Source organism: Sphingomonas sp. TREG-RG-20F-R18-01 (genome assembly GCF_022662475.1).
Lineage (GTDB): Bacteria > Pseudomonadota > Alphaproteobacteria > Sphingomonadales > Sphingomonadaceae > Sphingomonas.
Window position 1 is genome coordinate 284,210 of sequence record NZ_JAKNQQ010000003.1, and the last position, 25,267, is coordinate 309,476.

The 25,267-nt window shown below is 65.6% G+C and carries 23 protein-coding genes; 9 read left to right on the plus strand and 14 right to left on the minus strand.

Translation table 11 applies throughout. The features are described 5' to 3' along the window. The first annotated feature begins 100 nt into the window (after window positions 1-100). Entirely contained in the window at window positions 101-1,534 is a 1,434-nt protein-coding gene (locus L8K25_RS11095; RefSeq protein WP_242138975.1) for an alginate export family protein, read from the plus strand. Window positions 1,535-1,663: 129 nt separating this feature from the next. Further along, complete coding sequence (locus L8K25_RS11100) at window positions 1,664-3,925, plus strand: glycoside hydrolase family 3 C-terminal domain-containing protein (RefSeq protein WP_242138976.1); 2,262 nt, start codon at window positions 1,664-1,666, stop codon at window positions 3,923-3,925. 46 nt (window positions 3,926-3,971) lie between these two features. On the opposite strand, the gene L8K25_RS11105 is transcribed toward L8K25_RS11100, so the two are convergent. The 4 genes from L8K25_RS11105 to L8K25_RS11120 all read right to left on the minus strand — a co-directional run bounded on the left by L8K25_RS11105 (window position 3,972) and on the right by L8K25_RS11120 (window position 8,480). Next, entirely contained in the window at window positions 3,972-4,733 is a 762-nt protein-coding gene (locus L8K25_RS11105; protein ID WP_242138977.1) for a class II aldolase/adducin family protein, read from the minus strand. Between the two features lie 59 nt (window positions 4,734-4,792). Then, window positions 4,793-5,911, minus strand: coding sequence for a CaiB/BaiF CoA-transferase family protein (locus L8K25_RS11110; protein ID WP_242138978.1), 1,119 nt, complete (start codon window positions 5,909-5,911; stop codon window positions 4,793-4,795). Further along, on the minus strand, window positions 5,911-7,095 hold the full coding sequence (locus tag L8K25_RS11115; protein WP_242138979.1) for an acyl-CoA dehydrogenase: 1,185 nt from the start codon (window positions 7,093-7,095) through the stop codon (window positions 5,911-5,913). The genes L8K25_RS11110 and L8K25_RS11115 overlap by 1 nt, the downstream gene beginning before the upstream one ends. A gap of 128 nt (window positions 7,096-7,223) precedes the next feature. Continuing rightward, window positions 7,224-8,480 (minus strand): TetR/AcrR family transcriptional regulator, encoded by a 1,257-nt coding sequence (locus tag L8K25_RS11120; RefSeq protein WP_242138980.1) that lies wholly within the window; start codon window positions 8,478-8,480, stop codon window positions 7,224-7,226. 156 nt (window positions 8,481-8,636) lie between these two features. On the opposite strand from L8K25_RS11120, the gene L8K25_RS11125 reads away from it, so the two are divergent. From L8K25_RS11125 to L8K25_RS11145, 5 genes are all read left to right on the plus strand, one after another. Beyond that, window positions 8,637-9,914, plus strand: a complete 1,278-nt coding sequence (locus L8K25_RS11125) for an acyl-CoA dehydrogenase family protein (RefSeq protein ID WP_242138981.1) — start codon at window positions 8,637-8,639, stop codon at window positions 9,912-9,914. Between the two features lie 147 nt (window positions 9,915-10,061). Next, window positions 10,062-11,147: a Zn-dependent alcohol dehydrogenase gene (locus tag L8K25_RS11130; protein WP_242138982.1), complete on the plus strand. Its 1,086-nt coding sequence runs from the start codon at window positions 10,062-10,064 to the stop codon at window positions 11,145-11,147. Next, window positions 11,147-12,199: a phosphotransferase family protein gene (locus tag L8K25_RS11135; RefSeq protein ID WP_242138983.1), complete on the plus strand. Its 1,053-nt coding sequence runs from the start codon at window positions 11,147-11,149 to the stop codon at window positions 12,197-12,199. Before L8K25_RS11130 ends, L8K25_RS11135 begins: the two co-directional genes overlap by 1 nt. A 148-nt stretch (window positions 12,200-12,347) precedes the next feature. Next, window positions 12,348-13,112, plus strand: a complete 765-nt coding sequence (locus L8K25_RS11140) for an SDR family oxidoreductase (protein ID WP_242138984.1) — start codon at window positions 12,348-12,350, stop codon at window positions 13,110-13,112. Between the two features lie 16 nt (window positions 13,113-13,128). Beyond that, the gene (locus L8K25_RS11145; RefSeq protein ID WP_242138985.1) at window positions 13,129-13,932 is read left to right on the plus strand and encodes an SDR family oxidoreductase; all 804 of its coding nucleotides are present in this window, start codon (window positions 13,129-13,131) and stop codon (window positions 13,930-13,932) included. A gap of 24 nt (window positions 13,933-13,956) precedes the next feature. Here L8K25_RS11145 and L8K25_RS11150 read toward each other — a convergent pair whose 3' ends face one another. The 9 genes from L8K25_RS11150 to L8K25_RS11190 form a co-directional block, all read right to left on the minus strand. Next, window positions 13,957-14,190 carry a hypothetical protein gene (locus tag L8K25_RS11150; RefSeq protein WP_242138986.1) on the minus strand — a complete coding sequence of 78 codons (234 nt, stop codon included), beginning with the start codon at window positions 14,188-14,190 and terminating at the stop codon, window positions 13,957-13,959. A 157-nt stretch (window positions 14,191-14,347) separates the two neighbouring features. Further along, a complete protein-coding gene (eda, locus tag L8K25_RS11155; protein ID WP_242138987.1) occupies window positions 14,348-14,962 on the minus strand; it encodes a bifunctional 4-hydroxy-2-oxoglutarate aldolase/2-dehydro-3-deoxy-phosphogluconate aldolase in 615 nt (204 codons plus the stop codon). Then, window positions 14,959-15,927, minus strand: a complete 969-nt coding sequence (gene glk / locus L8K25_RS11160; RefSeq protein ID WP_242138988.1) for a glucokinase — start codon at window positions 15,925-15,927, stop codon at window positions 14,959-14,961. Before glk ends, eda begins: the two co-directional genes overlap by 4 nt. A 111-nt stretch (window positions 15,928-16,038) precedes the next feature. Then, window positions 16,039-17,856, minus strand: coding sequence for a phosphogluconate dehydratase (gene edd / locus L8K25_RS11165; RefSeq protein WP_242138989.1), 1,818 nt, complete (start codon window positions 17,854-17,856; stop codon window positions 16,039-16,041). A 28-nt stretch (window positions 17,857-17,884) separates the two neighbouring features. Further along, complete coding sequence (gene pgl, locus L8K25_RS11170) at window positions 17,885-18,601, minus strand: 6-phosphogluconolactonase (RefSeq protein ID WP_242138990.1); 717 nt, start codon at window positions 18,599-18,601, stop codon at window positions 17,885-17,887. A gap of 145 nt (window positions 18,602-18,746) precedes the next feature. Further along, a complete protein-coding gene (gene zwf, locus L8K25_RS11175) occupies window positions 18,747-20,213 on the minus strand; it encodes a glucose-6-phosphate dehydrogenase (RefSeq protein ID WP_242138991.1) in 1,467 nt (488 codons plus the stop codon). A gap of 92 nt (window positions 20,214-20,305) precedes the next feature. After that, window positions 20,306-21,235 (minus strand): N-acetyl-gamma-glutamyl-phosphate reductase, encoded by a 930-nt coding sequence (argC, locus tag L8K25_RS11180; protein WP_242138992.1) that lies wholly within the window; start codon window positions 21,233-21,235, stop codon window positions 20,306-20,308. Continuing rightward, entirely contained in the window at window positions 21,232-21,534 is a 303-nt protein-coding gene (locus L8K25_RS11185; RefSeq protein WP_242138993.1) for an SH3 domain-containing protein, read from the minus strand. Before L8K25_RS11185 ends, argC begins: the two co-directional genes overlap by 4 nt. A 10-nt stretch (window positions 21,535-21,544) precedes the next feature. Next, window positions 21,545-21,868, minus strand: a complete 324-nt coding sequence (locus tag L8K25_RS11190) for a MarR family transcriptional regulator (RefSeq protein WP_242139266.1) — start codon at window positions 21,866-21,868, stop codon at window positions 21,545-21,547. Between the two features lie 304 nt (window positions 21,869-22,172). On the opposite strand from L8K25_RS11190, the gene secG reads away from it, so the two are divergent. Next, window positions 22,173-22,577 carry a preprotein translocase subunit SecG gene (gene secG / locus L8K25_RS11195; RefSeq protein ID WP_242138994.1) on the plus strand — a complete coding sequence of 135 codons (405 nt, stop codon included), beginning with the start codon at window positions 22,173-22,175 and terminating at the stop codon, window positions 22,575-22,577. Window positions 22,578-22,677: 100 nt separating this feature from the next. Continuing rightward, entirely contained in the window at window positions 22,678-24,312 is a 1,635-nt protein-coding gene (locus L8K25_RS11200; RefSeq protein ID WP_242138995.1) for a CTP synthase, read from the plus strand. A 259-nt stretch (window positions 24,313-24,571) separates the two neighbouring features. Here L8K25_RS11200 and L8K25_RS11205 read toward each other — a convergent pair whose 3' ends face one another. Next, window positions 24,572-25,045: an Hsp20 family protein gene (locus L8K25_RS11205; protein ID WP_242138996.1), complete on the minus strand. Its 474-nt coding sequence runs from the start codon at window positions 25,043-25,045 to the stop codon at window positions 24,572-24,574. Window positions 25,046-25,267 lie beyond the last annotated feature (222 nt).

A 25,267-nucleotide genomic window follows, 5' to 3' on the forward strand; every position in this document is an offset into this window, starting at 1 on the left:
AGTCTTAGGGGAACTTCGGCAGTCATCAAGCGCTTCGAGCACTTGGCGGTGGGTAACCCGACGACGGGGCCAGTCGCACGATCATAGGGGGCTCTTGATTGTGTCAGCGATCCGATCCGGGCTGAAGCGCGGCACGCGCTTCGGCAGTTATCTTGCAGCGGTTGCCGGCGTGCCGGCGCTGGCTGGCGCTCAGTCCTTGCCGGCGTCGCCGGCGTCCTCGACCGAGAAGCCGGGAAAGGAAGAAACCGCCCCCAAGAAAGATGATAGCGGGCTCATCATCACCGCAGCGATCCGTGCCCGGTACGAGACCGTGGATGGCCGGCCCAGACCGGGCTTTGCGACGTCCGAAGACGCGTTCTTGCTCCGGACCGGGGTGGCGGTGGAATACGGCCCGGGTCCCCTCGCGATCGGGGCGGAGGTGGTCGATAGCCGGGCCTATGGCCTCGGGGGCGGAACACAGATCAACAATGGCGATGTGAACGCGGTCGAAGTGCCGCAGGCCTATGTAAAGCTTCGGCTCGACCATGGCATCGGCCCGGTCGGCAAGGTGTCGGTGGAAGGCGGTCGGTTCCTGATGAACCTTGGATCCGGACGGTTGGTGGCGACCGATGAATATCGCAACACGGTCAATGGGTTCACGGGGTTGCGCGTCGATCTTGCACCCACGTCTGCACTCGAGGTGACCGCATTCTACGTGCTGCCGCAGGAGCGCTTGCCCGATCAGCCGTCAGATATTCGGCGGAACCTGGTGCGGTTCGATCGCGAGACGTTCCATACGGTATTTTTCGGGGCGTATCTGCGTCAGAAGTCGGTGCTGGGTATCGGGCAGTTGGAACTGGCCTATTATCGCCTCGCAGAACACGATTCTCCGGGCCGGACGACGGCGGACCGGCGCCTTCACACCTTTGACGCGCGGTTCGCACGCGATGCGAAGTCCGGCACCTATGATTATGATGTAGAGGGCATATACCAGACCGGTCACGCCAGTGACGGAACGACCGCCACGGCCACCGCGGCCGATGTGTCGGCGGGCTTCTTCCATGCCGCGGCGGGTTATAGCTTTGCCGGTCCGCTCAAGCCGAGGGTCGGCCTGTTCTACGACTTCGCAAGCGGCAATGGACAAGGCACCACCTCGCATCGGTTCGATACGCTGTACGGAAGCCGACGCGATGATTTAGGGCCCTCGGGTACTTACGCGGCGCTCGCGCGCGAAAACATCAGCGCGCCGGGGATCCGGTTCGAGGCAAAGCCGGGGACGCGGTTCGAGGCATTGGCCGATTACCGTGGCATATGGCTCGCCTCGCGGTACGACCGTTTCTACACCGTCATCGACAAGACCGGCGCATCGGGACGCTTCGGTGGGCAGCAGGTCGAGGGGCGACTGCGCTACTGGCTGGTGCCGCAACATCTGCGACTGGAGAGTAACTTTGCCGTGCTGTTCAAGGGGCGGTTCCTCCGCGACGCCCCGCAGGCGATCGCGCGGGACCAAAGCACCGTAAAGTTCATTGAAACGAACCTGCAGGTCACGTTCTGAACCGTTTTGCCGGGCACGGGCGCGGCTCTTTGATTTGTCGGACCAGACCACGGCTCTATAGCGTTAGCATGAGAGCCGTTTTCGCGACGATTCGTGTCTAACCGGATCGCGCCTTCAGGAGAGCCATACATGACGTTTCGGGTTGCGGCCGTGCCGCTGTTGCTGATCGCTTCCGCCGCCGCCGGGCAGGTCGCTGCCCCCCCTCCGCCCGCCACCGTGGCCCCCGAGGCAGGCATGCCGACGCTACCCGCCTGGAACAAGGCGCCCTTGCGCGGGGCATGGAACACGGCCAGCCTGAGCCCGGACGCACGGGCAACCGCGCTCGTGGCGGCGATGACACGCGATGAAAAGCAAACGCTCGTCTTCGGATATTTCGGAACCGACTTTCCGGTCTCGCGCTACATCGCGCCCACGGCTGCGCTCGAGGGGTCGGCCGGCTATGTGCCCGCGATCCCGCGACTTGGCATTCCGGCGCAGTTCCAGACCGACGCCGGCGTCGGGGTCGCCACGCAGGGCGGTGCGAAGAACAAGCGCGGTCGGACCGCCTTGCCATCGGGCCTGGCGATTGCGGCCAGCTGGGATCTGACCGTCGCCCGGGCCGGGGGCGCGATGATCGGCGACGAAGCGCGCCGGTCGGGGTTCAACGTGATGCTTGCCGGTGGCGTCAATCTGCTCCGCGAACCGCGCAACGGTCGCAATTTCGAATATGGCGGCGAGGATCCGCTGCTCGCCGGTACGATCGTCGGCGAGGAGGTCATCGGGATCCAGTCCAACCATGTCGTGTCGACGATCAAGCATTATGCGTTCAACGACCAGGAAACCGACCGCAACACCGGTAATTCGATCATCGAGCATAGTGCGGCCCGCGTTTCCGATCTGCTTGCCTTCCAGCTGGCGATCGAGCGTGCGACGCCCGGTTCGATCATGTGTTCGTACAATCGCGTCGACGGCACCCATGCCTGCGAGAACAGCTGGTTGTTGACCGACGTCCTGCGCGGCGACTGGGGCTTCAAGGGCTATGTGATGAGCGACTGGGGGGCAACCCACAGCACGATCGAGGCCGCCAATGCCGGGCTCGACCAGGACTCGGGCTTCCCGTTCGACAAGGCGCCGTATTTCGGTCGAGCGCTGCAGGCAGCGCTCGACCAGGGCACCGTCGCTCCGGCACGGCTGGATCTGATGACGCACCGCATCCTTCGGGCCATGTTCGCGCAGGGCCTGTTCGAGCATCCGTTGCAGCAGCAGTCCATTGATCTGCCGGGTCACGCGGCCATTACCCGCGCAGCCGCCGAGGCGGGAACCGTATTGTTGAAGAACGACCGCAACCTTCTTCCCCTGACCGGCCGCGCCAGGCGGATCGCGATCATCGGGGGGCATGCCGACAAGGGTGTTCTCGCCGGCGGCGGATCGTCTCTGGTATATCCGGCGGAGGGCAATGCCGTACCCGGCATCGGACCGACGTCCTGGCCTGGCCCGGTCATGTATTATCCCTCTTCACCACTGGAGGAGATCAAGCGCCAGGTGCCGGGTGCCGCCGTTCGCTATATCGATGGCAGCGATCCCGTTGCGGCCGCCGCCTTGGCGCGGGACAGCGATGTCGTGATCGTCTTCGCCACGCAATGGGCCGGCGAATCGTTCGACGTACCGATGGGGCTGGACGGGCAGCAGGACGCGCTGATCGCTGCGGTCGGGTCTGCCAACCGCGATACTGTGGTCGTCCTGGAAACCGGTGGTCCCGTTGCGATGCCGTGGATCGACCGCGTCGGTGCCGTGGTCGAAGCATGGTACCCCGGCACCGCTGGTGGTGCCGCCATCGCCAACGTCCTGACGGGGAAGGTCAATCCTTCGGGACGTCTGCCCGTGACCTTCCCCCGGAGCGTTGACCAGCTCCCGGATCCGGCGCTGCCGCATAGCGGCGATGTGCGGTATCGCGAGGGCGCGGCGGTTGGCTACAAATGGTTCGATGCCAAGGCGATCAAGCCTCTGTTCGCGTTCGGTCACGGGCTGTCCTATACGCGCTTCGCCAGCGGCGGCCTGAAGGCTAGCGTCGCGAACGGGGCGATCGCGGCGAGCTTCACGGTCCGCAATACCGGTCCACGCGCCGGCGCCAGCGTCGCGCAAATCTATGTCGCGCCGGTCGCCGGCGGCTGGGAGGCGCCCAAACGGCTCGGTGGCTTTGCCAAGGTCGACCTGGCGGCGGGCGCGAGCCGGACGGTATCGGTCAACGTGGATCCGCGACTGCTCGCGACCTGGGACGAGGCCGGCCATCAGTGGCGTATCGCAGGTGGCGCTTACCGTGTGACGCTCGCGGATTCGGCGATGGACGTGAAGCAGACGGTGACGGTCACGGTGCCCGCAAGCGTCCTGCCCGCGACGTGGCGGGCACGGTAGGACGCCAATCCGGCCGGGCGGCGGTCATCCGTCGCCCGGCTGGTCCTCAGTTCCGCCAACCCGTGTCAATCTTGTCGACCAGCCGGACCATGGCCGCGAAGTCGGCCGTGCCGGGGCCGCCGGGAACCTGTGCCATGTGCAGGTCGCGTTGATGCACGGCGACAACCTCGGGGGAGACCTCCAGCGGTTTACCCATGCTTGCGGTCGCGATCTGGATCTCGCAGGCGCGTTGCAGCGACCAATGCTTGATAAAAGCCTCGGGCAGGGTCCGGCCCATCACCAGGATACCGTGATTCTTCAGCAGCATCACGCGCTTGTTGCCAAGATGCTCGAGCAGCCGCGCGCCTTCCTCGTCGCGCACGGTGACGCCTTCGAAATCATGGTACGCGATCTGCCCGGCAAAATTGCAGGCGTAGAAATTGGTAGGACGCAGACCGCCTTCGACCGAGCTGACCGCCATTCCGGCGGTCGTGTGCGTGTGCATGATGCAATGCGCGTCGGGCAAGTGGCGATGGAACAGCGCATGCTGGACAAAGCCGGCGCGATTGACCGGGTAAGGGCTCTCGTCGAGCTTGTTGCCGTCGATATCGATCTTGACGAGGCTTGAGGCCGTGACTTCGCTGAAGTGCAGGCCGAACGGGTTGATCAGGAAAGCGCCGTCCTCGTCGGGGATTTTCAGCGTGATATGGTTGTAGATCATCTCCGACCAACCCAACATCGCGAAAACGCGGTAGCAGGCGGCGAGCTCCTGCCGGGTTTCCCATTCGGCTTCGGACATCTGTGCGTTACGCAGTGCGGCAGTGGCCATGGATCGTCTCCTCGATCGTCTTTGGACGGTTTATCGCATGATCGGTATGGCGGCGCAAATCACAGGAGCGCCGCAATTGCGTCCGCGTCGAACCCTGCTTCCGCGAGAATCGCAGCGCCCTCGGTTCTGCCAGCCATACGGGGCGCAACGGTCGTGCTGGCCGAATAACGCGGAGCGGGGGCCGGCTGGACCACGCTGCCTGCGGTAACGAAGGTTCCACGCGCGACGTTGTGTGGATGCGCGACAGCCTCGTCGAAGCCGAGCACCGGCGCGATGCATGCCTCGTGCCCGGCAAAGGCCGCGACCCAAGCGTCGCGCGGTCGCGCCTTGAACCGTGTTGCCAGTTCCTGTTTCAGGGCGGGCCAGGCCGACGGAACGAACTGAGTATCCCATTCGGAACCATCCAGCGCCATCACGCCGCGTAGGGCGGCATAGAATTGCGGCTCGATTGCGCCGACCGCGATCCATTTGCCGTCGGCGGTTTCATACGTGTCGTAAAAGGGCGCACCGCCGTCGAGCAGGTTGGTCCCGCGTTCGTCGCGCCACTGGCCCATTGCGCGGAAGCCCCAGATCATGCTCGAAAGCACCGCCGATCCGTCAGTCATCGCCGCATCGACGACCTGACCCTCGCCCGTCGCCTTCACGTGGAGGATCGCCGCGAGCATCCCGAACGCGAGCATCATACCCCCGCCGCCGAAATCCGCCGCCAGGTTGATCGGTGCGTTGGGCTTGCGTCCGGCTTCGCCCAGCGCGTGGAGTGTTCCCGAGATCGCGAGGTAATCGATGTCGTGCCCGGGTTCGTCGGCGAGCGGCCCGGTCTGCCCCCAGCCGGTCATGCGCCCATAGACGAGCCGCGGATTGTCCGCGAGCAACAGGTCCGGACCGAGACCCAGCCGCTCCATCACGCCCGGGCGATAGCCTTCGATCAGCCCGTCGCAGGTTGCTGCCAGGTGGCGCACCGCGGCGACCGCCTCGGGCCGCTTGAGATCGAGCACGATCGTCCGTCGCGAGCGGAGCAGCGGGTCACGCGCCGGATCGGTCATCCCGCCACGCGACGGTCGCTCGACCCGGATCACCTCCGCGCCATGGTCCGCCAGCATCATCCCGCAGAACGGCCCCGGCCCGATCCCCGCCATCTCGAGGATGCGTAATCCAGCGAGCGGCGGGGCGGTGTGCATCAGAAGGCCGCGATGCCGGTGATCGCGCGGCCGAGGATCAGCGCGTGGACGTCGTGCGCGCCCTCATAGGTGTTGACCGTCTCGAGGTTCATCATGTGGCGCATAACCTGATATTCGCCCGAGATGCCGTTGCCGCCGTGCATGTCACGCGCCATCCGCGCGATATCGAGCGCCTTGCCGACGTTGTTGCGCTTGACGATCGAGATCATCTCGGGCGCGAACCGGCCCTGGTCCATCAACCGGCCGACGCGGAGCGATGCCTGCAGGCCGAGTGCGATCTCGGTCTCCATGTCTGCGAGCTTCTTCTGAAACAGCTGCCGCCCGGCGAGCGGCGTGCCGAACTGCTGGCGGTCGAGCCCATATTGCCGCGCGGCATGGAAGCAGAACTCCGCAGCGCCGAGCGACCCCCAGCTGATCCCGTAGCGCGCGCGGTTGAGGCAGCCGAACGGGCCCTTGAGCCCCTGCACGTTGGGAAGCAGCGCGTCCTCGGAAAGCTCGATTTCGTCCATCAGGATCATGCCGGTGATCGAGGCGCGCAGGCTGAGCTTGCCTTCGATCTTGGGTGCGGTGAGCCCCTTGGCGCCCTTTTCGACGATGAAGCCGCGAATGCCGTCACCATGCGCGTCCGACTTTGCCCAGATGACGAAGACGTCGGCGATCGGGGAATTGGAGATCCACGTCTTCGCGCCCGACAGCAGATACCCGCCGTCGACCTTCTTCGCGCGCGTCGTCATCCCGCCGGGGTCCGATCCCGCATCGGGTTCGGTCAGCCCGAAGCAGCCGATCCATTCGCCGGTCGCCAGCTTCGGCAGATACTTCCGTTTCTGCTCCTCGGATCCATAGGCGAGGATCGGGTACATCACGAGGCTCGACTGGACCGACATCATCGAGCGATACCCCGAGTCGATCCGCTCCACTTCGCGCGCGACGAGGCCGTAAGCGACGTAGGATGCGCCGACGCCGCCATATTCCTCAGGCACCGTCGGGCCGAGCAGCCCGAGCGCACCCATCTCGCGGAAGATCTCGGGATCGGTCGTCTCATGCTGGAACGCATCGACGATCCGGGGCGCGAGCTTGTCCTGCGCATATGCGCGCGCGGTGTCGCGGATCATCCGCTCGTCATCCTCGAGCTGGTCGTCGAGGAAGAAGGGGTCAGCCCAATCGAAACGTGCCATCTCGGCCATGTGAAACTCCGATAGTGAATTCAGTACCACCCCGGCGTCGGCCGGGGACCAGTAGCGCGGCAGATGTCTTCGGAAACGGTGCCATCGCCGTTGGGCCCCGGCCTTCGCCGGGGATGTGGCAGATAAAATTACGTGCGCAAGACCCGATCATCGAACAACCCGAACACGATGGTGGATGCATAATAAGCGATCGCACGATCGCGCGGCATCGTTCCCGCCCATTTACGCATGTCGAACGCGGCGTTCTGCAGCGCCATCAGCGCCTGCGCCGCAATCAGCGGGTCGACCGCACGGATCGACCCCTCCGCCACACCATCGCTGATCGTGCCGGCGTAGCGCCGCGCGATCCGGTTCGAGCGGTCCACCATCGCGCGGCGCGCGTCGGCGGGAAGGCCCGACAGGGCCGTGGTCCGCAACAACGGTCCGCGTTCGGAGAACTGCACGTCGAGCAAGGTCGCGATCGTTCCGGACAGCCGCTCCCACTGCGGGCCGCCGCGTTCGTCGGCGAGCTGCTGCGCGTCGGCGATCATGTCGAGGCTGCGCTTGTAGCACGCCAGCACCAGATCGTCCTTGGCATCGAGATGGTGGTAGAAGCTGCCCTTGGTGACGTTGAGCTGCGACGCGATCCGCTGGACCGAAGCGCCGCGATAGCCGAGCTCGTTGATCAGCCGCGTCGCCGCAAGCAGGAACGCCTCGCGCCCGGGCTCGGGTTCTTCATGCGCAAGGTCGATCAACTCGGGCGACCAGCCAGCACCGCGCGCGGCGATGCCGTGCGCGAACACATCCATCAGCCGTTCTTCGATCCGGGCGTATTGGTCCGGTTCGTAGCGGACCAACCACACCGGCAACCAGAAGGTATTCTCGAGCAAGACGTGTGCCCGCGCGCCGAACAGGTCGGTTTCGGCGCGATTGGCCGGGTTTCCCCACAGGCTGCGGGTCTTGCGGAACACTTCGCGCCAGCCCGCCATCAGCCGGCCGAGGACCGGCTCTTCCATCGCACGCAGATCCGAGAGAACGGCGAACGCAGTTTCCTCACCGCGCTGGATCGCGGCGAGCCGATCGAAGTTGAGCGCGAGGTAGCGTGCGACACGCTCGCGCGGCGTCGGCAATGCGAGCGAATCGTCGAGCATCGCTTGCAGCCGATCGAGGGTCTGCTCGAAACAGGCGGCGGCAAGGTCTTCCTTGCGCTTGAAATAATAGGTGACGCTGGTCGTGTTCAACCCGACCCGGCGCGCGACGTCGGCGAACGTCATGCCCTTGGCACTCTGCTCGTTGATCGCTTCGGCAGCGGCGGCCAGGATGGCGTCACGCTTGGCCCGGAAACGTTTGGTGCTGGTGCCCGACTCTGCGGGTTCGCCGGGCTGTACGGTTGCTGCTTCCTCCATGCCGGAAACTGTAACAGCATCTTTTAGAAGAAACAGTCATTTTTCGAATGACGCCGTACAGCGGCATTTTCGCGCGCGAACCGGCTTTACCGAAAACCCGGTACGGTATACCCAGCCGTGGTGAAGGCCGTGCACGGCCACCCTTGGAGAGATGCGATGGACTTCAGCTTCACCGAACGCGAGACCTATTTCCGGGACCGTGTGAAGGCTTTCATCGACGAACAGATCCGCCCCCGCCAGGCCGATTACGACGCGCAGGCGCACGAGGGCGAGCGCTGGAAGGTGATTCCGGTCATCGAGGAGATGAAGGAGAAAACCAAGGCGGCGGGTCTGTGGAATTTCTTCATGCCACCGCATTCGGGGCAGAACCATGTCGACGACAGCTTCGCGTTCGAAGGCACGCAGCTGAGCAATCTCGAATATGCGTTATGTGCCGAGGAGATGGGCAAGGTCGGCTGGGCGAGCGAATGTTTCAACTGTTCGGCGCCCGACACCGGCAACATGGAGGTATTTCACCGCTACGGCACGCTCGAGCAGAAGGAGCAGTGGCTCCGTCCGCTGATGCATGGCGAGATCCGCTCCGCCTTCCTGATGACCGAGCCGGCGGTGGCATCGTCGGATGCGACCAACATCGAGACGTCGATCGTCCGTGACGGCGACGATTATGTGATCAACGGGACCAAATGGTGGTCTTCGGGCGTCGGCGATCCGCGCTGCAAGGTCGCGATCACGATGGGCAAGACCAACCCCGACGCCTCGCGCCACAGCCAGCAGAGCATGATCCTCGTGCCGATGGATGCCCCCGGCGTAACGATCAAGCGGATGCTGTCGGTCTATGGCTACGACCATGCGCCGCACGGGCATGGCGAAGTCGTGCTCGAGAATGTGCGGGTTCCGGCGGAGAATATCCTGCTGGGCGAGGGCCGTGGCTTCGAGATCGCGCAGGGGCGGCTCGGGCCGGGGCGGATCCATCACTGCATGCGCACGATCGGCGTCGCCGAGACCGGGATCGAGGCGATGGCCAAACGCCTCCTCAGTCGCGTCGCGTTCGGCAAGCGGATCGCGGACCAGTCGGTATGGGAGCAACGGATCGCCAAGGCGCGGATCGATATCGAAATGACGCGGCTCCTGTGCCTGAAAGCCGCGGACATGATGGACAAGGCGGGCAACAAGTCCGCGCAGCTCGAGATCGCGATGATCAAGGTGCAGGCGCCCAACATGGCGCTCCAGATCCTCGACGACGCGGTTCAGGCGCACGGAGGCGGCGGCGTGTCGGGCGACTTCCATCTCGCGCATGACTGGGCGGCGATGCGGACGCTGCGCTTCGCGGATGGCCCCGACGAAGTCCACAACCGCGCGATCGCGCGCAACGAGTTCGGCAAATATGCCGAGCTGCCCGCGGCGGTCGCGGCGAAGGACGCTATGCGGCGGTAACACACCCGTCACCCCGGCGGAGGCCGGGGCCGCGAGGTTGTGATGCGCAGGTCGGGTCAATTACCCAACGGCCCTGGCTTTCGCCGGGGTGACGCAAGGAAGGACGGCCCCGGTCTGCGCCGGGGAGCCGTAAGGAAAGGAAGTTTCGTGAAAGCAGCCGTCCTCCACGCGCCCAACACCGATCTGGTGATCGAGGATATCCGCGTCGCCGATCCCGCCCCGCGCGAGGTGCTGATCCGCACCGTCGCGTGCGGCGTGTGCCGCTCCGACCTGCATTTCGTCGATGGCGCATTCCCGCATCCGATGCCGACGGTGCCGGGCCACGAAGCCGCCGGGATCGTCGAGGCGGTCGGCTCGGACGTGGCGCATCTCAAGGTCGGTGATCACGTCATCACCTTCTTCACGGTGTTCTGCGGCGCGTGCGAAATGTGCGTTACCGGGCGGCCATCGCTCTGCGTCGATCCCTCGACGCGTCGGCCGAAGGGCGCGCCGCCCCGGCTGAGCCTTGCCGACGGGACTCCGCTCGCGCCGTTCCTCAACCTCTCCGCTTTCGCCGAGATGATGCTCGTCCACGAAAACGCCTGCGTCGCGATCGACAAGGCGATGCCGCTCGACCGTGCCGCCTTGCTTGGCTGCGCGGTCATCACGGGGGCGGGATCGATCTTCAACGACAGCCGGTTGCGCCCGGGCGAAACCGTCGCGGTGATCGGCTGCGGCGGGATCGGGCTTGCCGCGATCAACGCTGCCAAGATCGCGGGCGCGGGGATGATCCTTGCGATCGATCCGGTCGCGGACAAGCGTGCGCTCGCCGAGAAGCTGGGCGCGACGCATGTGTTTGACGCCAATGCGCCCGACCTCGCCAAGCAGGTGGCGGCGCTGACCGGAGGCGGGGTGCATTATGCGATCGAAGCAGTCGGACGATCCAATACCGCCGAGCTTGCCTGGACGATTCTCCGCCGCGGCGGCACCGCGACGATCCTCGGGATGATCGCTCCCGGCAACGACGTGAAGATCGCGGGACCGACCTTCCTGACGGGCAAGAAGCTGCAAGGCTCGCTGCTCGGATCGACCCGCTTCCCGATCGACATGCCGCGGCTGGTGCGGCTGTATCTCGACGGCAAGCTCGACCTCGACACGATGGTCGCCGAGCGGATCCAGCTCGAGGACATCAACGATGCGTTTGCCAAGCTGCGCACCGGCGATACGGTCCGTTCGGTGATCGAGTTCGCGTGATGGATTTCGCCCCCCAGACGATGGACGTTCCCGAAAAGGACCGGCTCGACGAAGCGCGGCTGACCGCGTGGATGTCGGAGCATGTCGACGGGTTCGCAGGCCCGCTGCGCTACTCGAAATTCTCGGGCGGGCAGTCCAACCCGACCTTCAAGATCAGCGCACCCTCGGGCGACTATGTGCTCCGCCGCAAGCCATTCGGGAATTTGCTTCCGTCGGCGCATGCAGTCGACCGAGAATATCGCGTGATCGCGGGCCTGTATCCGACAGGGTTCCCGGTTGCGCGGCCTTATGGCCTGTGCACCGACCCTGCGGTGATCGGGACCGACTTCTACGTCATGGGCTTCGCCGACGGGCGCAACCTTTGGGATGGAACGCTGCCCGGGTTCGCGCCTGCCGATCGGACCGGCATCTACAACGCGATGTGCGATACGCTCGCGGCGCTCCATACCACCGACCACGAAGCGGCGGGGCTCGGCGAGTATGGGCGTCCGGGTAATTATTTCGAACGCCAGGTCGCGCGCTGGACCAAACAGTATCGCGCGTCCGAGACCGAGCGGATGGAGACGGTCGAGCGGCTGATCGATTATCTCGGGCGGACCGTTCCCGCGCAGACCCGGACGTCGATCGTTCACGGCGATTACCGGATCGACAACATGATCTTCCACAAGACCGAGCCACGCGTGATCGCGCTGCTCGACTGGGAGTTGTCGACGCTCGGCGATCCGCTGGCGGACTTCAGCTATTTCCTGATGAGCTGGGTAACCGCGCCCGAGGGGCGTTCCGGCGTGCTCGGGCATACCGGGCCTGAAACGGGGATCCCGACGATCGAGGATATGGTCGAGCGCTACTGCGCCGCGACCGGACGCGACGGGGTGCCCGACCTCAACTGGTATTTCGCGTATAATCTGTTTCGGCTGACCGGCATCGTTCAGGGCATCAAGAAACGGATCGTCGAGGGAACCGCATCCAGCGCGCAGGCGGAAAAGTCCGCGGCGGGGGTGTATCGGCTGGCGGACGCGGCGTGGAGTTTCGCGCAGAAAGCGGGAGCGTAGGGTGGAAGTCGGTGGCTTGGTGGAGCAAACGTCTTCTCCCGTCCCCCCGGCGGAGGCCGGGGCCGCCACGTTGATGGGTATGACGTCTGACCTTGGCGTATGACATGGCGGCCCCGGCCTCCGCCGGGGTGACGGGGAGGGGTACAAAATGTCGCAATTCGATCTGACCGGCAACGTGGCGATCGTCACCGGGTCCTCCCGCGGGATCGGCAAGGCGAGCGCGTTCGAGCTTGCCGAGCATGGCGCGAAGGTCGTCATCTCCAGCCGCAAGCAGGACGCCTGCGACGGGGTCGCGGCAGAGATCAACGCCCGGTACGGGGACCGCACTGCGATCGCGGTCGCCGCCAACATCTCGGACAAGGCGGGTTTGCAGCATCTGGTCGACGCGACCCGCGCTGCGTTCGGCCAGATCGACGTGCTGGTCTGCAACGCGGCATCCAATCCCTATTACGGCCCGCAGGCGGGCATTGCCGACGACCAGTTTCGCAAGATCCTCGACAACAACATCGTCTCGAACCACTGGCTGATCACGATGGTCGCCCCCGAAATGCGCGAGCGCCGGGCGGGGTCGATCATCATCGTCTCGTCGATCGGGGGCCTGCGTGGCTCGACGATCATCGGGGCTTATTGCATCTCCAAGGCCGCCGACATGCAACTCGCGCGCAACCTCGCGCATGAATTCGGCCCCGACAATGTCCGCGTCAACTGCATCGCGCCGGGGCTGATCAAGACCGACTTCGCACGCGCGCTGTGGGAGGACCCCGAACGGATCGCGGCGGCAAACGCGACCGTGCCGCTTCGCCGGATCGGCGAGCCCGAGGAGATCGCAGGCGCGGTCGTGTTCCTCGCGAGCCAGGCGAGCAGCTTCATGACCGGCCAGACGATCGTGCTGGATGGCGGCGTGACGATTTGAAACAGGGGAGAAGGCCATGACGCAGCGGTTCACGGGCAAGTCGATCATCGTCACCGGTGCGGGATCGGGCATCGGCCGCGCGAGCGCCCTGTTGTTCGCGCGCGAGGGGGGATCGGTGATCGTTGCCGACCTGGCCGACGCCGTGCATGAAACCGCTGCGCTGATCGAACAGGGCGGCGGCACCGCGCATGCGATCCAGATCGACGCTGGAAACGAACAGGACGTCATTCGCGCCGTCCACGTCGCGACCGAATATTATGGCGGGCTCGACGTGATGTTCGCCAATGCCGGCATCTCGGGCGGAATGGCGAACATCTTCGACACGGACGTCGCGCTGATCACCGAGGTGCTGCGCGTCAACCTGATCGGCCCGTATCTCGCGATCAAGCATGCCGCGCCCAGGATCGCCGAACGCGGCGGTGGCGCGATCGTGCTGACCGCGAGCGTCGCGGGGATTCGCTCGGGGGCGGGGTCGCCGGCGTATTCGGCCTCCAAGGCTGGCGTCATCAACCTCGCGATGGTGTCGGCGCAGCAACTGTCGGGGTCGAACGTGCGGGTGAACGCGATCTGCCCCGGGTTGACCGAGACCGGCATGACCAAGCCGACCTTCGACTATGCCCGCGAGGCGGGGAAGATCGACCGGGTCGGGCGGCTCAACCCGTTGCGGCGCGGCGCGCAGCCCGAGGAGCTGGCCGAGGTCGCGGCCTTTCTTGCGTCCGACGCGGCAAGCTACGTCAACGGGCAGGCGATCGCTGTCGACGGGGGGCTATCGAGCAGCCACCCCGTCACCAAGCAGGAGTATGGCAAGACGGCCGTCTGACGATCGGCGTCAACCACGAACGGATCAGCGGTGGCGAAGCGGCTGTTCGTCGCGCGCCGCCCGCAATTCTCGCGCCGGTACCGTGGGCGCGGCCGACATGGCCACCGCGGTGCCGGTTGCGGGGCGCAAGACGAACCATTCCGGCCGATCGATCGCAACCAGGAAGGCCAGCATCGTCATTCCGAACCCGAGAAACAGCAGCGATCCGCGCAGCGTTTCACCCGGAGCTTGACGGTCGTTATCGGTCGGTCGGGACATGGGCACTCTCCTTGAAGGGGAATGCCAACGTAACGCGGTCGGAAAGCCAGTGTTTAACCAACGCGTTAGTTTTTATTGCTGCGACGCAGCAGCAACGACAATGCCTCCGCCATGAAGGGTACGGCGGCCGAAATCATCGGCCCCGACCGTGGTCTGGTCAGGCGCGCAGGCTGTTGGCGGCCCGGGCGATGGTCTCGACCTCGGCCATCGACGCGCCCTTCGGGGTCACCCAACTGCCACCGACGCATAGGACAGGCTTGAACGCGAGCCATTCGCCTGCCGACGCCTCGGTAATGCCACCCGTCGGGCAGAAGCTGCACTGATAGAACGGTGCGGCAAGCGCCTTCAGGGCTTTCAGGCCGCCGTTCGCCTCGGCCGGGAAAAACTTGAAATGCGTCAAGCCGAGATCGAGCCCGGTCATGATATCGGCGGCATTCGCAATGCCGGGCAGGAACGGTACGCCACTGTCGATGATCGGGCGCGCAAGCCGTTCGGTCAGGCCCGGGGAGACGATGAACTCCGCCCCTGCATCCATCACCTGGCGAAACTGGTCGGTGTTGACGACTGTCCCGGCGCCCACGATCGCGCCCGGCACCTGCTTCATCTCGCGAATCGCGTCGAGCGCGGCGGGGGTCCGCATCGTGACTTCGAGCACGCGCAGGCCACCCGCGACGAGCGCCTCGGCGAGCGGACGCGCGGTCGCGGCGTCGTCGATCACCAGCACCGGAATGACCGCGCTGGTCTGCATGATATCGGCGATGGTGACGGTCATTGGGTATACTCCTGCGCATAGGCGGCCGCCGCGCCGAACAGGCCGGGCTGCGGATAAGTGATGAGCTTGACGGGGATCGTCGACATGCGGTTCTGGAACCGCCCCTTGGCGGCGAACCGCTCGGCAAAGCCCGACTTGCGGAAATGATCCTTGAGCCGAAGCCCGAGCCCGCCCGCGATCACGACGCCGTTCGACCCATGCGCGAGCGCCAGATCCCCCGCGACCGCGCCAAGGCTCATGCAGAACCGGTCGAGCGCGGTGACGGCGAGGCTGTCGCCGTCCTCGAGCGCGGCGGTCCAGATCGCCTTGTCGTCGAGCCGCGTGATCGAGCGATGCTCGATGTCGGCGAGCGTCTCGTAGATCGCGACGATGCCGGGGCCCGACACCACGCGCTCGGCGGAGACGCGCGTGTACGCCTTGCGCAACCGCTTCACCATCGCATCCTCGAGCGCGTCGAGCGGCGCGAAGTCGATGTGACCGCCTTCGGTCTCGATCACGTGATAGCGGTCATGCGCGCGCAAGACCTGCGCGACGCCGAGCCCGGTGCCCGGACCACAGACGGTGATGACGCCGTTGGTAGGGAAGGGGATGTCCGGCCCGCCGATATGGAGGAACTCGGTTTCGGGGACCTGCGCCACCGCCTGGCCGACCGCGCCGAAATCGTTGATCAGGACGAAATTGTCGACCTTGAGCCGCTCCTTGATCAGCGGCGGGCGGATCACCCAGGGGTTGTTGGTCAGCTTGATCACGTCGCCACTGATCGGCGAGGCGACCGCGATTGCCGCCGCGCGCGGCAGCGGCTGGCCGATGCGGGCTCCGAACGCCTCCCAAGCGGTCTGGAACCCGCCATATTCGGCGGTCTTGAGCGTTACCGGCTCGCCGAGTGAGACGACACGGCCATTCTCGACCTCCGCCAATGCGAAGCGGGCGTGCGTACCGCCGATATCCACTGCAACGACCTGCATTCCATTCCCCTCAGGCTTGCGCGCTGTTCTCCTGCGAAGGCAGGAGCCCAGAGCAACAAGCGTCCCATACGTAACCCTGGGCTCCTGCCTGCGCAGGAGCACGTTGCGGTGTTACCAGCCCATCCCCGTCAGCAACGGCGAAGCACCGCGCTCCGCCTCGTTCGCGTTGGCGCGGAACAGGCCGAACAATTCGCGGCCCATCCCGTCGATCTCGGTCGGCATCGTGACCGGCGTGCGCGCCGCCCATTCCGCCGGATCGACCCGCGCGAACAATTCGCCGGTCTCCGCATCGACCCGGATCACGTCGCCATCGCGCACCCGCGACAACGGACCGTCACCCAGCGCCTCGGGCGAGATATGGATCGCGCACGGCACCTTGCCGCTCGCCCCCGACATCCGCCCGTCGGTCACGAGCGCGACGCGGAACCCGCGGTTCTGGAGCACGCCGAGCGGCGGGGTGAGCTTGTGCAGCTCGGGCATGCCGTTCGCGCGCGGCCCCTGGAAGCGCACGACGACGACGACGTCGCGGTCGAGTTCGCCTGCCTGGAACGCCGCCTGCACCGATGCCTGGTCATGGAACACCCGCGCGGGCGCCTCGATCGTCCAGCGATCGCGCTCGACCGCCGAAACCTTGATGCACGCGCGACCGAGGTTGCCCGTCAGGATGCGGAACCCGCCCTCGGGCGCGAACGGCGCGGCGGGGGGGCGCAGGATCGTCTCGTCGCCGCTCGGGCCGGGATCGATCCAATTGAGATGGTCGCCCTCGAGCACCGGCTTGCGGCCATAAGCCTCGAGGCTGTCGCCCGCGACCGTCATGAGGTCGCCGTGAAGCATCCCCGCCGCGATCAGTTCGCGGATCACGAACGGCATTCCGCCCGCCGCCTCGAACCCGTTCACGTCGGCAGAACCGTTCGGATAGACTCGCGCGATCAGCGGGATCGCCTTGGACAAGCGGTCGAAGTCCTCCCAGTCGATGACGATCCCCGCACACGCCGCGATCGCGGGCAGATGCAGCAGATGGTTGGTCGAGCCTCCGGTGGCGAGCAACCCGATCGCCGCGTTGACGATCGCCTTCTCATCGACGCACAGCCCAAGCGGACGATAGGAGTCGCCATGCCAGCCGTTCGCCGCGAGACGGTGGACCGCACCGCGCGTCAGTTCCTGCCGCAGCTTGGTGCCTGGATTGATGAAGGCCGCCCCCGGCATGTGGAGCCCCATCATCTCCATCATCATCTGGTTGGAGTTGGCGGTGCCATAGAAGGTGCAGGTGCCCTTGGAATGATACGCGCCGATCTCGGCCTCGAGCAGCGCGTCGCGCCCGACCTTGCCTTCGGCGAATGCCTCGCGGACCGCTGCCTTCTCCTTGTTGGGCAGCCCCGAGGGCATCGGCCCCGCGGGGATCAGCACCATCGGCAGATGCCCGAAGCGGAGCGCCCCCATCAGCAGCCCGGGGACGATCTTGTCGCAGATCCCGAGCAGCGCCGCGCCCTCGAACATCCCGTGGCTGAGCGCGATCGCGGTCGACAGCGCAATCGTGTCGCGGCTGAACAGCGACAGCTCCATGCCGGGATAGCCCTGCGTCACGCCATCGCACATCGCGGGGACACCGCCCGCGACCTGCGCGGTCGCACCCGCTTCGCGCGCCCAGATCTTCATCTGCTCGGGGTAGCGATAGTAAGGCGCGTGTGCCGAGAGCATGTCGTTATACGACGTGACGATCCCGATGTTCATCGCCTTGCCACCGGTCAGCGCGGGGCGATCCTCCTCGGTCCCGGCATAGGCGTGCGCGGCGTTCGCGCAGCCCATCGCGGGCCGCTCGATATGCGAATCGCGCGCACGCCCGATCAGCTTGAGGTACGCGTCGCGCGTCGGCCTTGACCGCGTGATGACGCGGTCGGTTACGGCGGCAATTTCAGGATGAAGGGTCACGACAATCTTCCCGGGGAGGGGTTGGAGATCATTCGGCGGCCCAATGAATATCTACCGGTAATTCCGCATCCGCAAGCACCCGTCCGATCGGGTAGGATGACGACGGGCCCTGCTTGATCGCCTGTTCGATCACCTTCTTCTTGGCATCGCCCGTCACCGCGATGATTAGCGCGCGCGCCGAGACGATCGCGGCGCGGCTGAGCGTGACGCGCGCGACCGGTGCTTCCTTGGGGAGCGGATCGGGCATCACGCCGAGCGCGCGGCGCTCGACCGGGCCGGACAATGCCTCGTCGAAGTCGGGACCGGGGAAGATCGACGCAGTGTGGCCATCAGCCCCCACACCGAGCAGGCACAGGTCGAGCGGCCAGTGCAGGTCCTGCATCAGCGCATCCGCCGAACGGCCGGCAGCCTTGTAGTCCGCGGTCGCGTTGGGAACGATCGGCATCACGCGCGCGCCCTTGGGCAGGAACGTCTTGGCGATCATCGTGACGTTCGACAGCGCGTCGCCCAGCGGCACCACGCGCTCGTCGGTCGGCACGATCGTCACGCGCTTCCAGTCGATCTTCGCCTTGGCGAGCCGTTCGTAGATCGGCACCGGGGTCTTGCCCCCCGCCAGCGCGATCACCGCCGCGCCGCGCGCGTCGATCGCCGCGTCGATGATGAAGCCGATGTCGCCCGCGACGGCATCCGCCATCTCGTCGGCGCCCTCATAATCCCACCATTCGATTTCGTGTTCGTCGCTCATGTCTCTTCTCTCTTGTTCTCCCTCTCCCCGCTTGCGGGGAGAGGGTCGGGGAGAGGGGCAGTCAGAAACGCAGGTCCGCGTAACTGCCCTCTCCCGTCCTCGCTTCGCTTGGCCACCCTCTCCCGCAAGCGGGAGCGGGAGATTTCTAATCGTCCTGCCAGGTCACGCCATCGCGCTCGGTCAGCGCGACCGCAGCACTCGGCCCCCAGCTCCCCGAAGGATAGCTCTTGGGCTTCATGTCGTTCGCGACCCAGCCCTCGCGGATCGCATCGATCCACGTCCACTGCGCCTCGACCTCGTCGCGCCGGACGAACAGCGTCTGGTCGCCCTCGATCAGATCGAGCAGCAACCGCTCATAGGCGATGCGCCGGCGCGTGCCCGCGAATTCCGAATCGAGGCTGAGGTTTAGCGGCACCTCGCGCAAACGGATCCCGTCGCGGTCGAGCCCCGGCTCCTTCGCCATCACCAGCAACTGGATATATTCCTCGGGCTGCAGGCGGATGATCAGCACGTTGGGCTGGAGCAAGCCGCCACGGTTCGAGAACATCGAGTGCGGCACCGGCTTGAACTGGATCGCGATCTCGCTCCGCCGCGTCGGCATGCGCTTGCCGGTGCGCAAATAGAAGGGCACGCCCTGCCAGCGCCAGTTGTCGACATGCGCCTTGATCGCGACGAACGTCTCGGTGGTGGAGGCCTTGCCGAGCTCGTCGGCATAGCCCTTGACGATCTCGCCCCCGCTAGCGCCCGCGGCATATTGGCCGGTGACGGTGTCGCGCGGCGCTTCCTCGGGCTTGATCGTGCGGAGCGAGCGGAAGACCTTGGCCTTCTCGTCGCGGATCGCATTGCCGTCGAAGCGGGCAGGGGGCTCCATCGCGACGAGTGCGAGCAACTGGAGCATATGGTTGGCGACCATGTCGCGCAGCGCGCCCGCGCCGTCATAGTAAGCGGCGCGTTCTTCCAGCCCGACCGTTTCGGAGATCGTGATCTGGATATTGTCGATCCCGCGCGCATTCCACACCGGCTCGAAGAACGAGTTGCCGAAGCGCAGCGCGAGGATGTTCTGGACGGTTTCCTTGCCGAGATAATGGTCGATCCGGAAGGTCCGCTCCTCGGAGAAGGCAGTCGCGACGGTGTCGTTGATCTCACGGCTCGACGCTAGGTCGTAGCCGAGCGGCTTCTCGAGCCCGATCCGGACGGTTTCGCCCGCCAGACCCGCGGATTCGAGCCCGCGGATCACCGCCTCGAACAGCGACGGCGCAGTCGAGAGGAAGATCGCGAGCCCGCCCGAGACGTCGCCGACCTTGTTGCCGAGCTGTTTGTAATGATCGAGGTCGGTCGCATCGAGCGGCTGGTAGCCGACCCGCTCGAGGAAGCTCGCCATCGCCTTCTCGTCCATCCGGTCCTTCGGGACGAATTTCTCGAGCGCGGTCTTGGCGAACGCCTGGTAGCTCGCATCGTCATGTTCCGACCGGGCGGTGCCGGTGATCGTCAGCCCCTCGGGCAACAGTCCATCGGCATGAAGCCCATAGAGCGATGGCAGCAGCATGCGCTGCGCCAGATCGCCAGTGGCGCCGAACAACAGGAGTTTACCGACAGGCGTGCGAGCTGGCATGCGACTTTAACCTCCTGGGGGGGAAGGGTCACCTAAGCGGCCAGACCCGCGCCGCCAAGATGAAACCGGAAAACATTTGGGGGCTGGACGTATTAGCGGATCAGTCCGGCGAGCGGATCGAACCCGGCCATGACGTTCAAATTCTGTACCGCGGCGCCGGCAGCGCCCTTGCCGAGATTGTCGAGCGTTGCGATCAAGCGGACCTGACCCGCTTCAGCATTTCCGCATACCCGCAAGGTGAGCCGATCGGTACCGGCATCATCCTCGATCTGTACGGTCGCAGCATCGTCGTCGGCGACGCGGATCAGGCTGTCGTTGCCATAGGCCTCGCGCAGTGCGGCTTCGCACGCCTGCAGGGACGGGCGACGTTTGAACATTGCCAGCGGCAGCGGGACTTCGACGATCATGCCGCGATAGGTATTGGCAACCGACGGCATGAAGATCGGCGGGTGTTCCAACCGCGCATGTTTCTGCATCTCGGGCACATGTTTGTGCGCAAGTCCCAAGGCATAGGCTCGGGCCGCCGGGGGCGGGTTGGGGCCCTCATATTCCGCGATCATCGCCTTGCCGCCGCCCGAATAGCCCGACACCGCATTGACGGTGATCGGCCAGTCGAAGGGCACCAGTCCCGCCCGTACCAATGGCCGTACCAGCGCCAGAAAGCCGGTCGGGTAACAACCGGGATTGGTCACGCGCTTCGACTCGGCGATCAGCGCGGCCTGGCTACGCTCGAGCTCGGGGAAACCGTAGCTCCAGCCATCGGCGGTACGATGCGCCGTCGACGCGTCGATAATGCGGGTATGGTCGTTGTCGATCAGCGCAACCGCCTCGCGCGCAGCGTCGTCCGGCAGACACAGAATGACGAAATCGCTGTCGTTGAGCGCGGCACGCCGAGCAGCAGGATCCTTTCGGACGGCGTCATCGAGCGCGACGAGCGCAACGTCCGCACGGTCGGCGAGCCGATCGCGAATTTCGAGCCCGGTCGTCCCGGCGGCCCCGTCGATGAAGACGCTGACGGTCATGACGTCGGCCACGAAAGCGCGCGGGTATCGACATAGCCAACCAGGTTGACCGAAGGTGCGCTCCCCCATGCGCGCCCCGCGACGAACTCGAGGACCTCGAACGGGGCACCTTCCGGCAGATCCGCGATCACCGCCGAATCGGTTTCCGGCTTTTCGCGCAGCTCTGTGGCCGTGACGACCACGCGCAACACCGCGGCTGCATAGTGTGGCGCAAACACTCGGTCGGCAAGCCGGATGTCGGCAAGATCGCGACGCACAGCATATTGCCGCGGATCCAGCGCAACCGACTGGCCGAGCAACGAAAAACTCTTACGCGGTAGCGCGGCGGGCAACGGGTTGCGGCGTGCCCCCGCCGATGAACTGGCCGAAATCTTCAAGAAACCCTGCCCCTTCGGAGGTACGTGCGACGAAGATATTACGCTTGTCGTTATCGTCGCGTTGACGGCGCAGATAGCCCAGGGTGCCAAGCCTGTTCAAGGCGCGTGTCACGACGGGTTTCGATACGTTGAGCATGGCCGCCAGCCCGCGCACCGTATGCGGCCCGGGTTTGAGATAGACGACCAGCAGCAGCGCCATTTGCCGGTTCGTCAGATCGGGCTCGCCCGACCGAACATAGTCGACAAGCGCCTGCATCCATTCGCTCAGAGAGGTATCGGTTTGAACTGCCACGGCAAAATACCCGCAAATTACTCGGCAACCCCCGACGATCGGGGATATTCCTGAACAACTTAACGCCTTTGCCCCCCGCTAGGTTTCAGTTCGATGGCGAAATGTAGCGCAATCCCGCCCCGCCATCGCGGCCCGTTCGGCCCCAAAGCGCGCAACTCTATGGTCGCCACACCGGGCTTCGGTACCGGCGCGGTTGATCAGACCGAAGACCTCGCCTATGTGCCCCGCAACGCAGCCGCCGACCGCCGCTCAAGGATCAACCCGCAACATGTTTCTGTTCCAGTTCCTCCTCGTCGTCCACTTCTGCGTCGCTGCGGCGCTGGTCTCGGTGATTCTCGTGCAGAAGTCCGAAGGTGGCGGTCTTGGCATGGGCGGATCGCCGTCGGGGCTGATGTCGGCCCGCGGCGCGGCGGATTTCCTGACGCGCGCCACCTCGACGCTGGGGGCGGTGTTCATCGCGCTCAGCATCCTGCTCGCGGTGCTGGCCGCACAGAACCGCGTCGCCAAGGTCGATCCGACGCTGGCGCGCGGCGCAGCAACGGCGCCGGCGCCGGTTGCACCGCCGGTCCAGACCGATCCGAACAATCCGTTCGCCAGCGGCGCGCGCAGCGCGATCGAGCCGACCGGCAACACGGCGGCTCCCGCCAACGGCGCGGCCCCGACCGCACCGTAAGCCGCGGACCGGCCAAGCGGCCGGCTTCGTACTTTCCTGAAACTTTCCCGGAGTCGCGCGCTTGTCGCGCCACCCCGGATGACGCTAGGCCTTTGCTCCCATGGCGCGGTTCATCTTTATCACCGGCGGCGTGGTCTCCTCGCTCGGCAAGGGTCTCATGGCAGCGAGCCTCGCGGCCCTGCTCCAGGCCCGTGGCTATCGCGTGCGGATCCGCAAGTTCGATCCCTATCTCAACGTCGATCCCGGCACGATGTCGCCCTACCAGCACGGCGAAGTCTATGTGACCGACGACGGCGCCGAGACCGATCTCGACCTCGGCCATTACGAACGCTTCACCGGCGTGCCCTCACGGCAGAGCGACAACGTCACGTCGGGCCGGATCTACCAGCAGATCATCGCGCGCGAACGCCGCGGCGATTATCTCGGCGCAACCGTGCAGGTCATCCCGCACGTCACCGATGCGATCAAGGACTTCGCGCAGGCAGAGATCGACGATCTCGACTTCGTGCTGTGCGAGATCGGCGGGACGGTCGGCGACATCGAATCGCTCCCGTTCATCGAGGCGATCCGCCAGCTCCGCAACGATCTTGGCCGCGGCAATTCGGTCAGCATCCACGTCACGCTGGTGCCGTACATCGCTGCCGCAGGCGAGCTGAAGACCAAGCCGACGCAGCATTCGGTCCGCGAACTCGCCGCACTCGGCGTCCAGCCCGACGTGCTGGTGTGCCGCTGCGAGCAACCTCTGCCGGAAAGCGACCGCGCCAAGATCGCGCTGTTCTGCAACGTCCCCAAGTCCGCGGTCATCCCCGCGCTCGACGCCAAGAGCATCTACGCGGTCCCGGTCCAGTACCATAACGAGGGCCTCGACGACGCGGTCCTCAACGCGTTCGGGATCCTGCCCGGCAGCGCACCCGACCTGTCGCGCTGGACCAATATCATGGACCGGCTGACCAACCCCGAGGGCGAGGTCACGATCGGCGTGGTCGGCAAATATGTCGGCTTGCAGGATGCGTACAAGTCGCTCAACGAGGCGCTCGTCCACGGCGGGATCGCCAACAAGGTCAAGGTCAACGTCGAGTGGATCGACGCCGAGCTGTTCGAGGCGGACGATGCCGACATCGCCGCGCGGCTCGAGCCGATGCACGCGATCCTCGTTCCCGGCGCGTTCGGCGAGCGGGGCGCGGAAGGCAAGATCGCCAGCGTCCGCTTCGCGCGTGAACGCGACATTCCGTATTTCGGCATCTGCTTCGGGATGCAGATGGCATGCGTCGAAGGCGCGCGCGATCTAGCGGGGATCACGGCCGCGAGCTCGACCGAGTTCGGCCCGACCGAGGAACCCGTGGTCGGCATGATCACCGAATGGATGAGCACCGGCGGGCTCGAAAAGCGCGAAGCCGGTGGCGATCTTGGCGGGACGATGCGTCTCGGTGCGTATCCGGCGAAGCTCGACGGCAATTCGGTCGTCTCGACGATCTACGGCGACAGCGACATTTCGGAGCGGCATCGGCATCGCTACGAGGTGAACACAGCGTACCGCGAGCGGCTGGAACAAGGTGGCCTCGTGTTCAGCGGGATGTCGCCCGACGGGATGCTGCCCGAGATCGTCGAGCGGCCGGACCATCCATGGTTCGTCGGTGTCCAGTTCCATCCCGAGCTCAAGAGCAAGCCGTTCGATCCGCATCCGCTGTTCGCGAGCTTCATCGCGGCGGCGGTACGGCAGTCGCGGCTGGTGTGACGGTCGTCGTCCGGCGGTGGCAGCGCTACTGCGGGACACGGACTTTGCTGGGAAGCGAACCGCTCTCTACTACCCTCCCCGGCGAAGGCCGGGGCCCAGTAGCGCAGGTTGCGAAAACGAAGCGCAGTCGCTCGCTTTCTTCCGTATCACTACTGGGCCCCGGCCTTCGCCGGGGAGGTGTTACGGCATGATGTAAGGAACGAGAAAGGGCGCCCGGACCGAAGTCCGGACGCCCCAACCTTAGTCCAAGCGACAGCCGTTACGCAGCCTGCGCCGAGTCCTTCTTGTCCTCGACCGCGACCAGCGGTGCGCCGGTCTTGATCGCGATCGTCTTGGGCTTCATCGCCTCAGGCACTTCGCGGACGAGATCCACGACGAGCAGCCCGTCGTTCAGCCGGGCATCCTCGACCCGCACGAAATCGGCGAGTTCGAAACGCCGCTCGAAGCTGCGGTTGGCGATGCCGAGATGGAGGAAGGATGCGGCAGCGGCGTCCTTGTCATCCTTGCGCCCTTTCACCTGCAACAGGTTCTGCTGCGCGGTGATCTCGATGTCGTCGCGGCCGAAGCCGGCGACAGCAATCGTGATGCGATAGCGATCGGTATCGAGCCGCTCAAGGTTGAAGGGGGGATAATTGTCCGCGCTCGCCTGGCGCGCATTGGCCTCGAGCATGTCGAACAGCCGGTCGAAGCCGACGGTCGAGCGGCGGAAGGGGGTAAGATCGAATTGACGCATGATGAGCTCCTAAAAAAGCGAGATACATCGTTGGTGTGCAAGCCCGGTCCACGCAGGTGCGACCCGGCCCGATGCGGCCCGTGAGTGGCACCGCACAGCAGAAATCTGGGGCGTTCCATCGCCGGTTCAAGAGGTGCCTTGCGCAATTTCGGCATGGCTAAAGCCGGACTATCGGACCGCAAAGAACAATCCGGCGTGATAATCCCCCCAGTTGATAGGCAT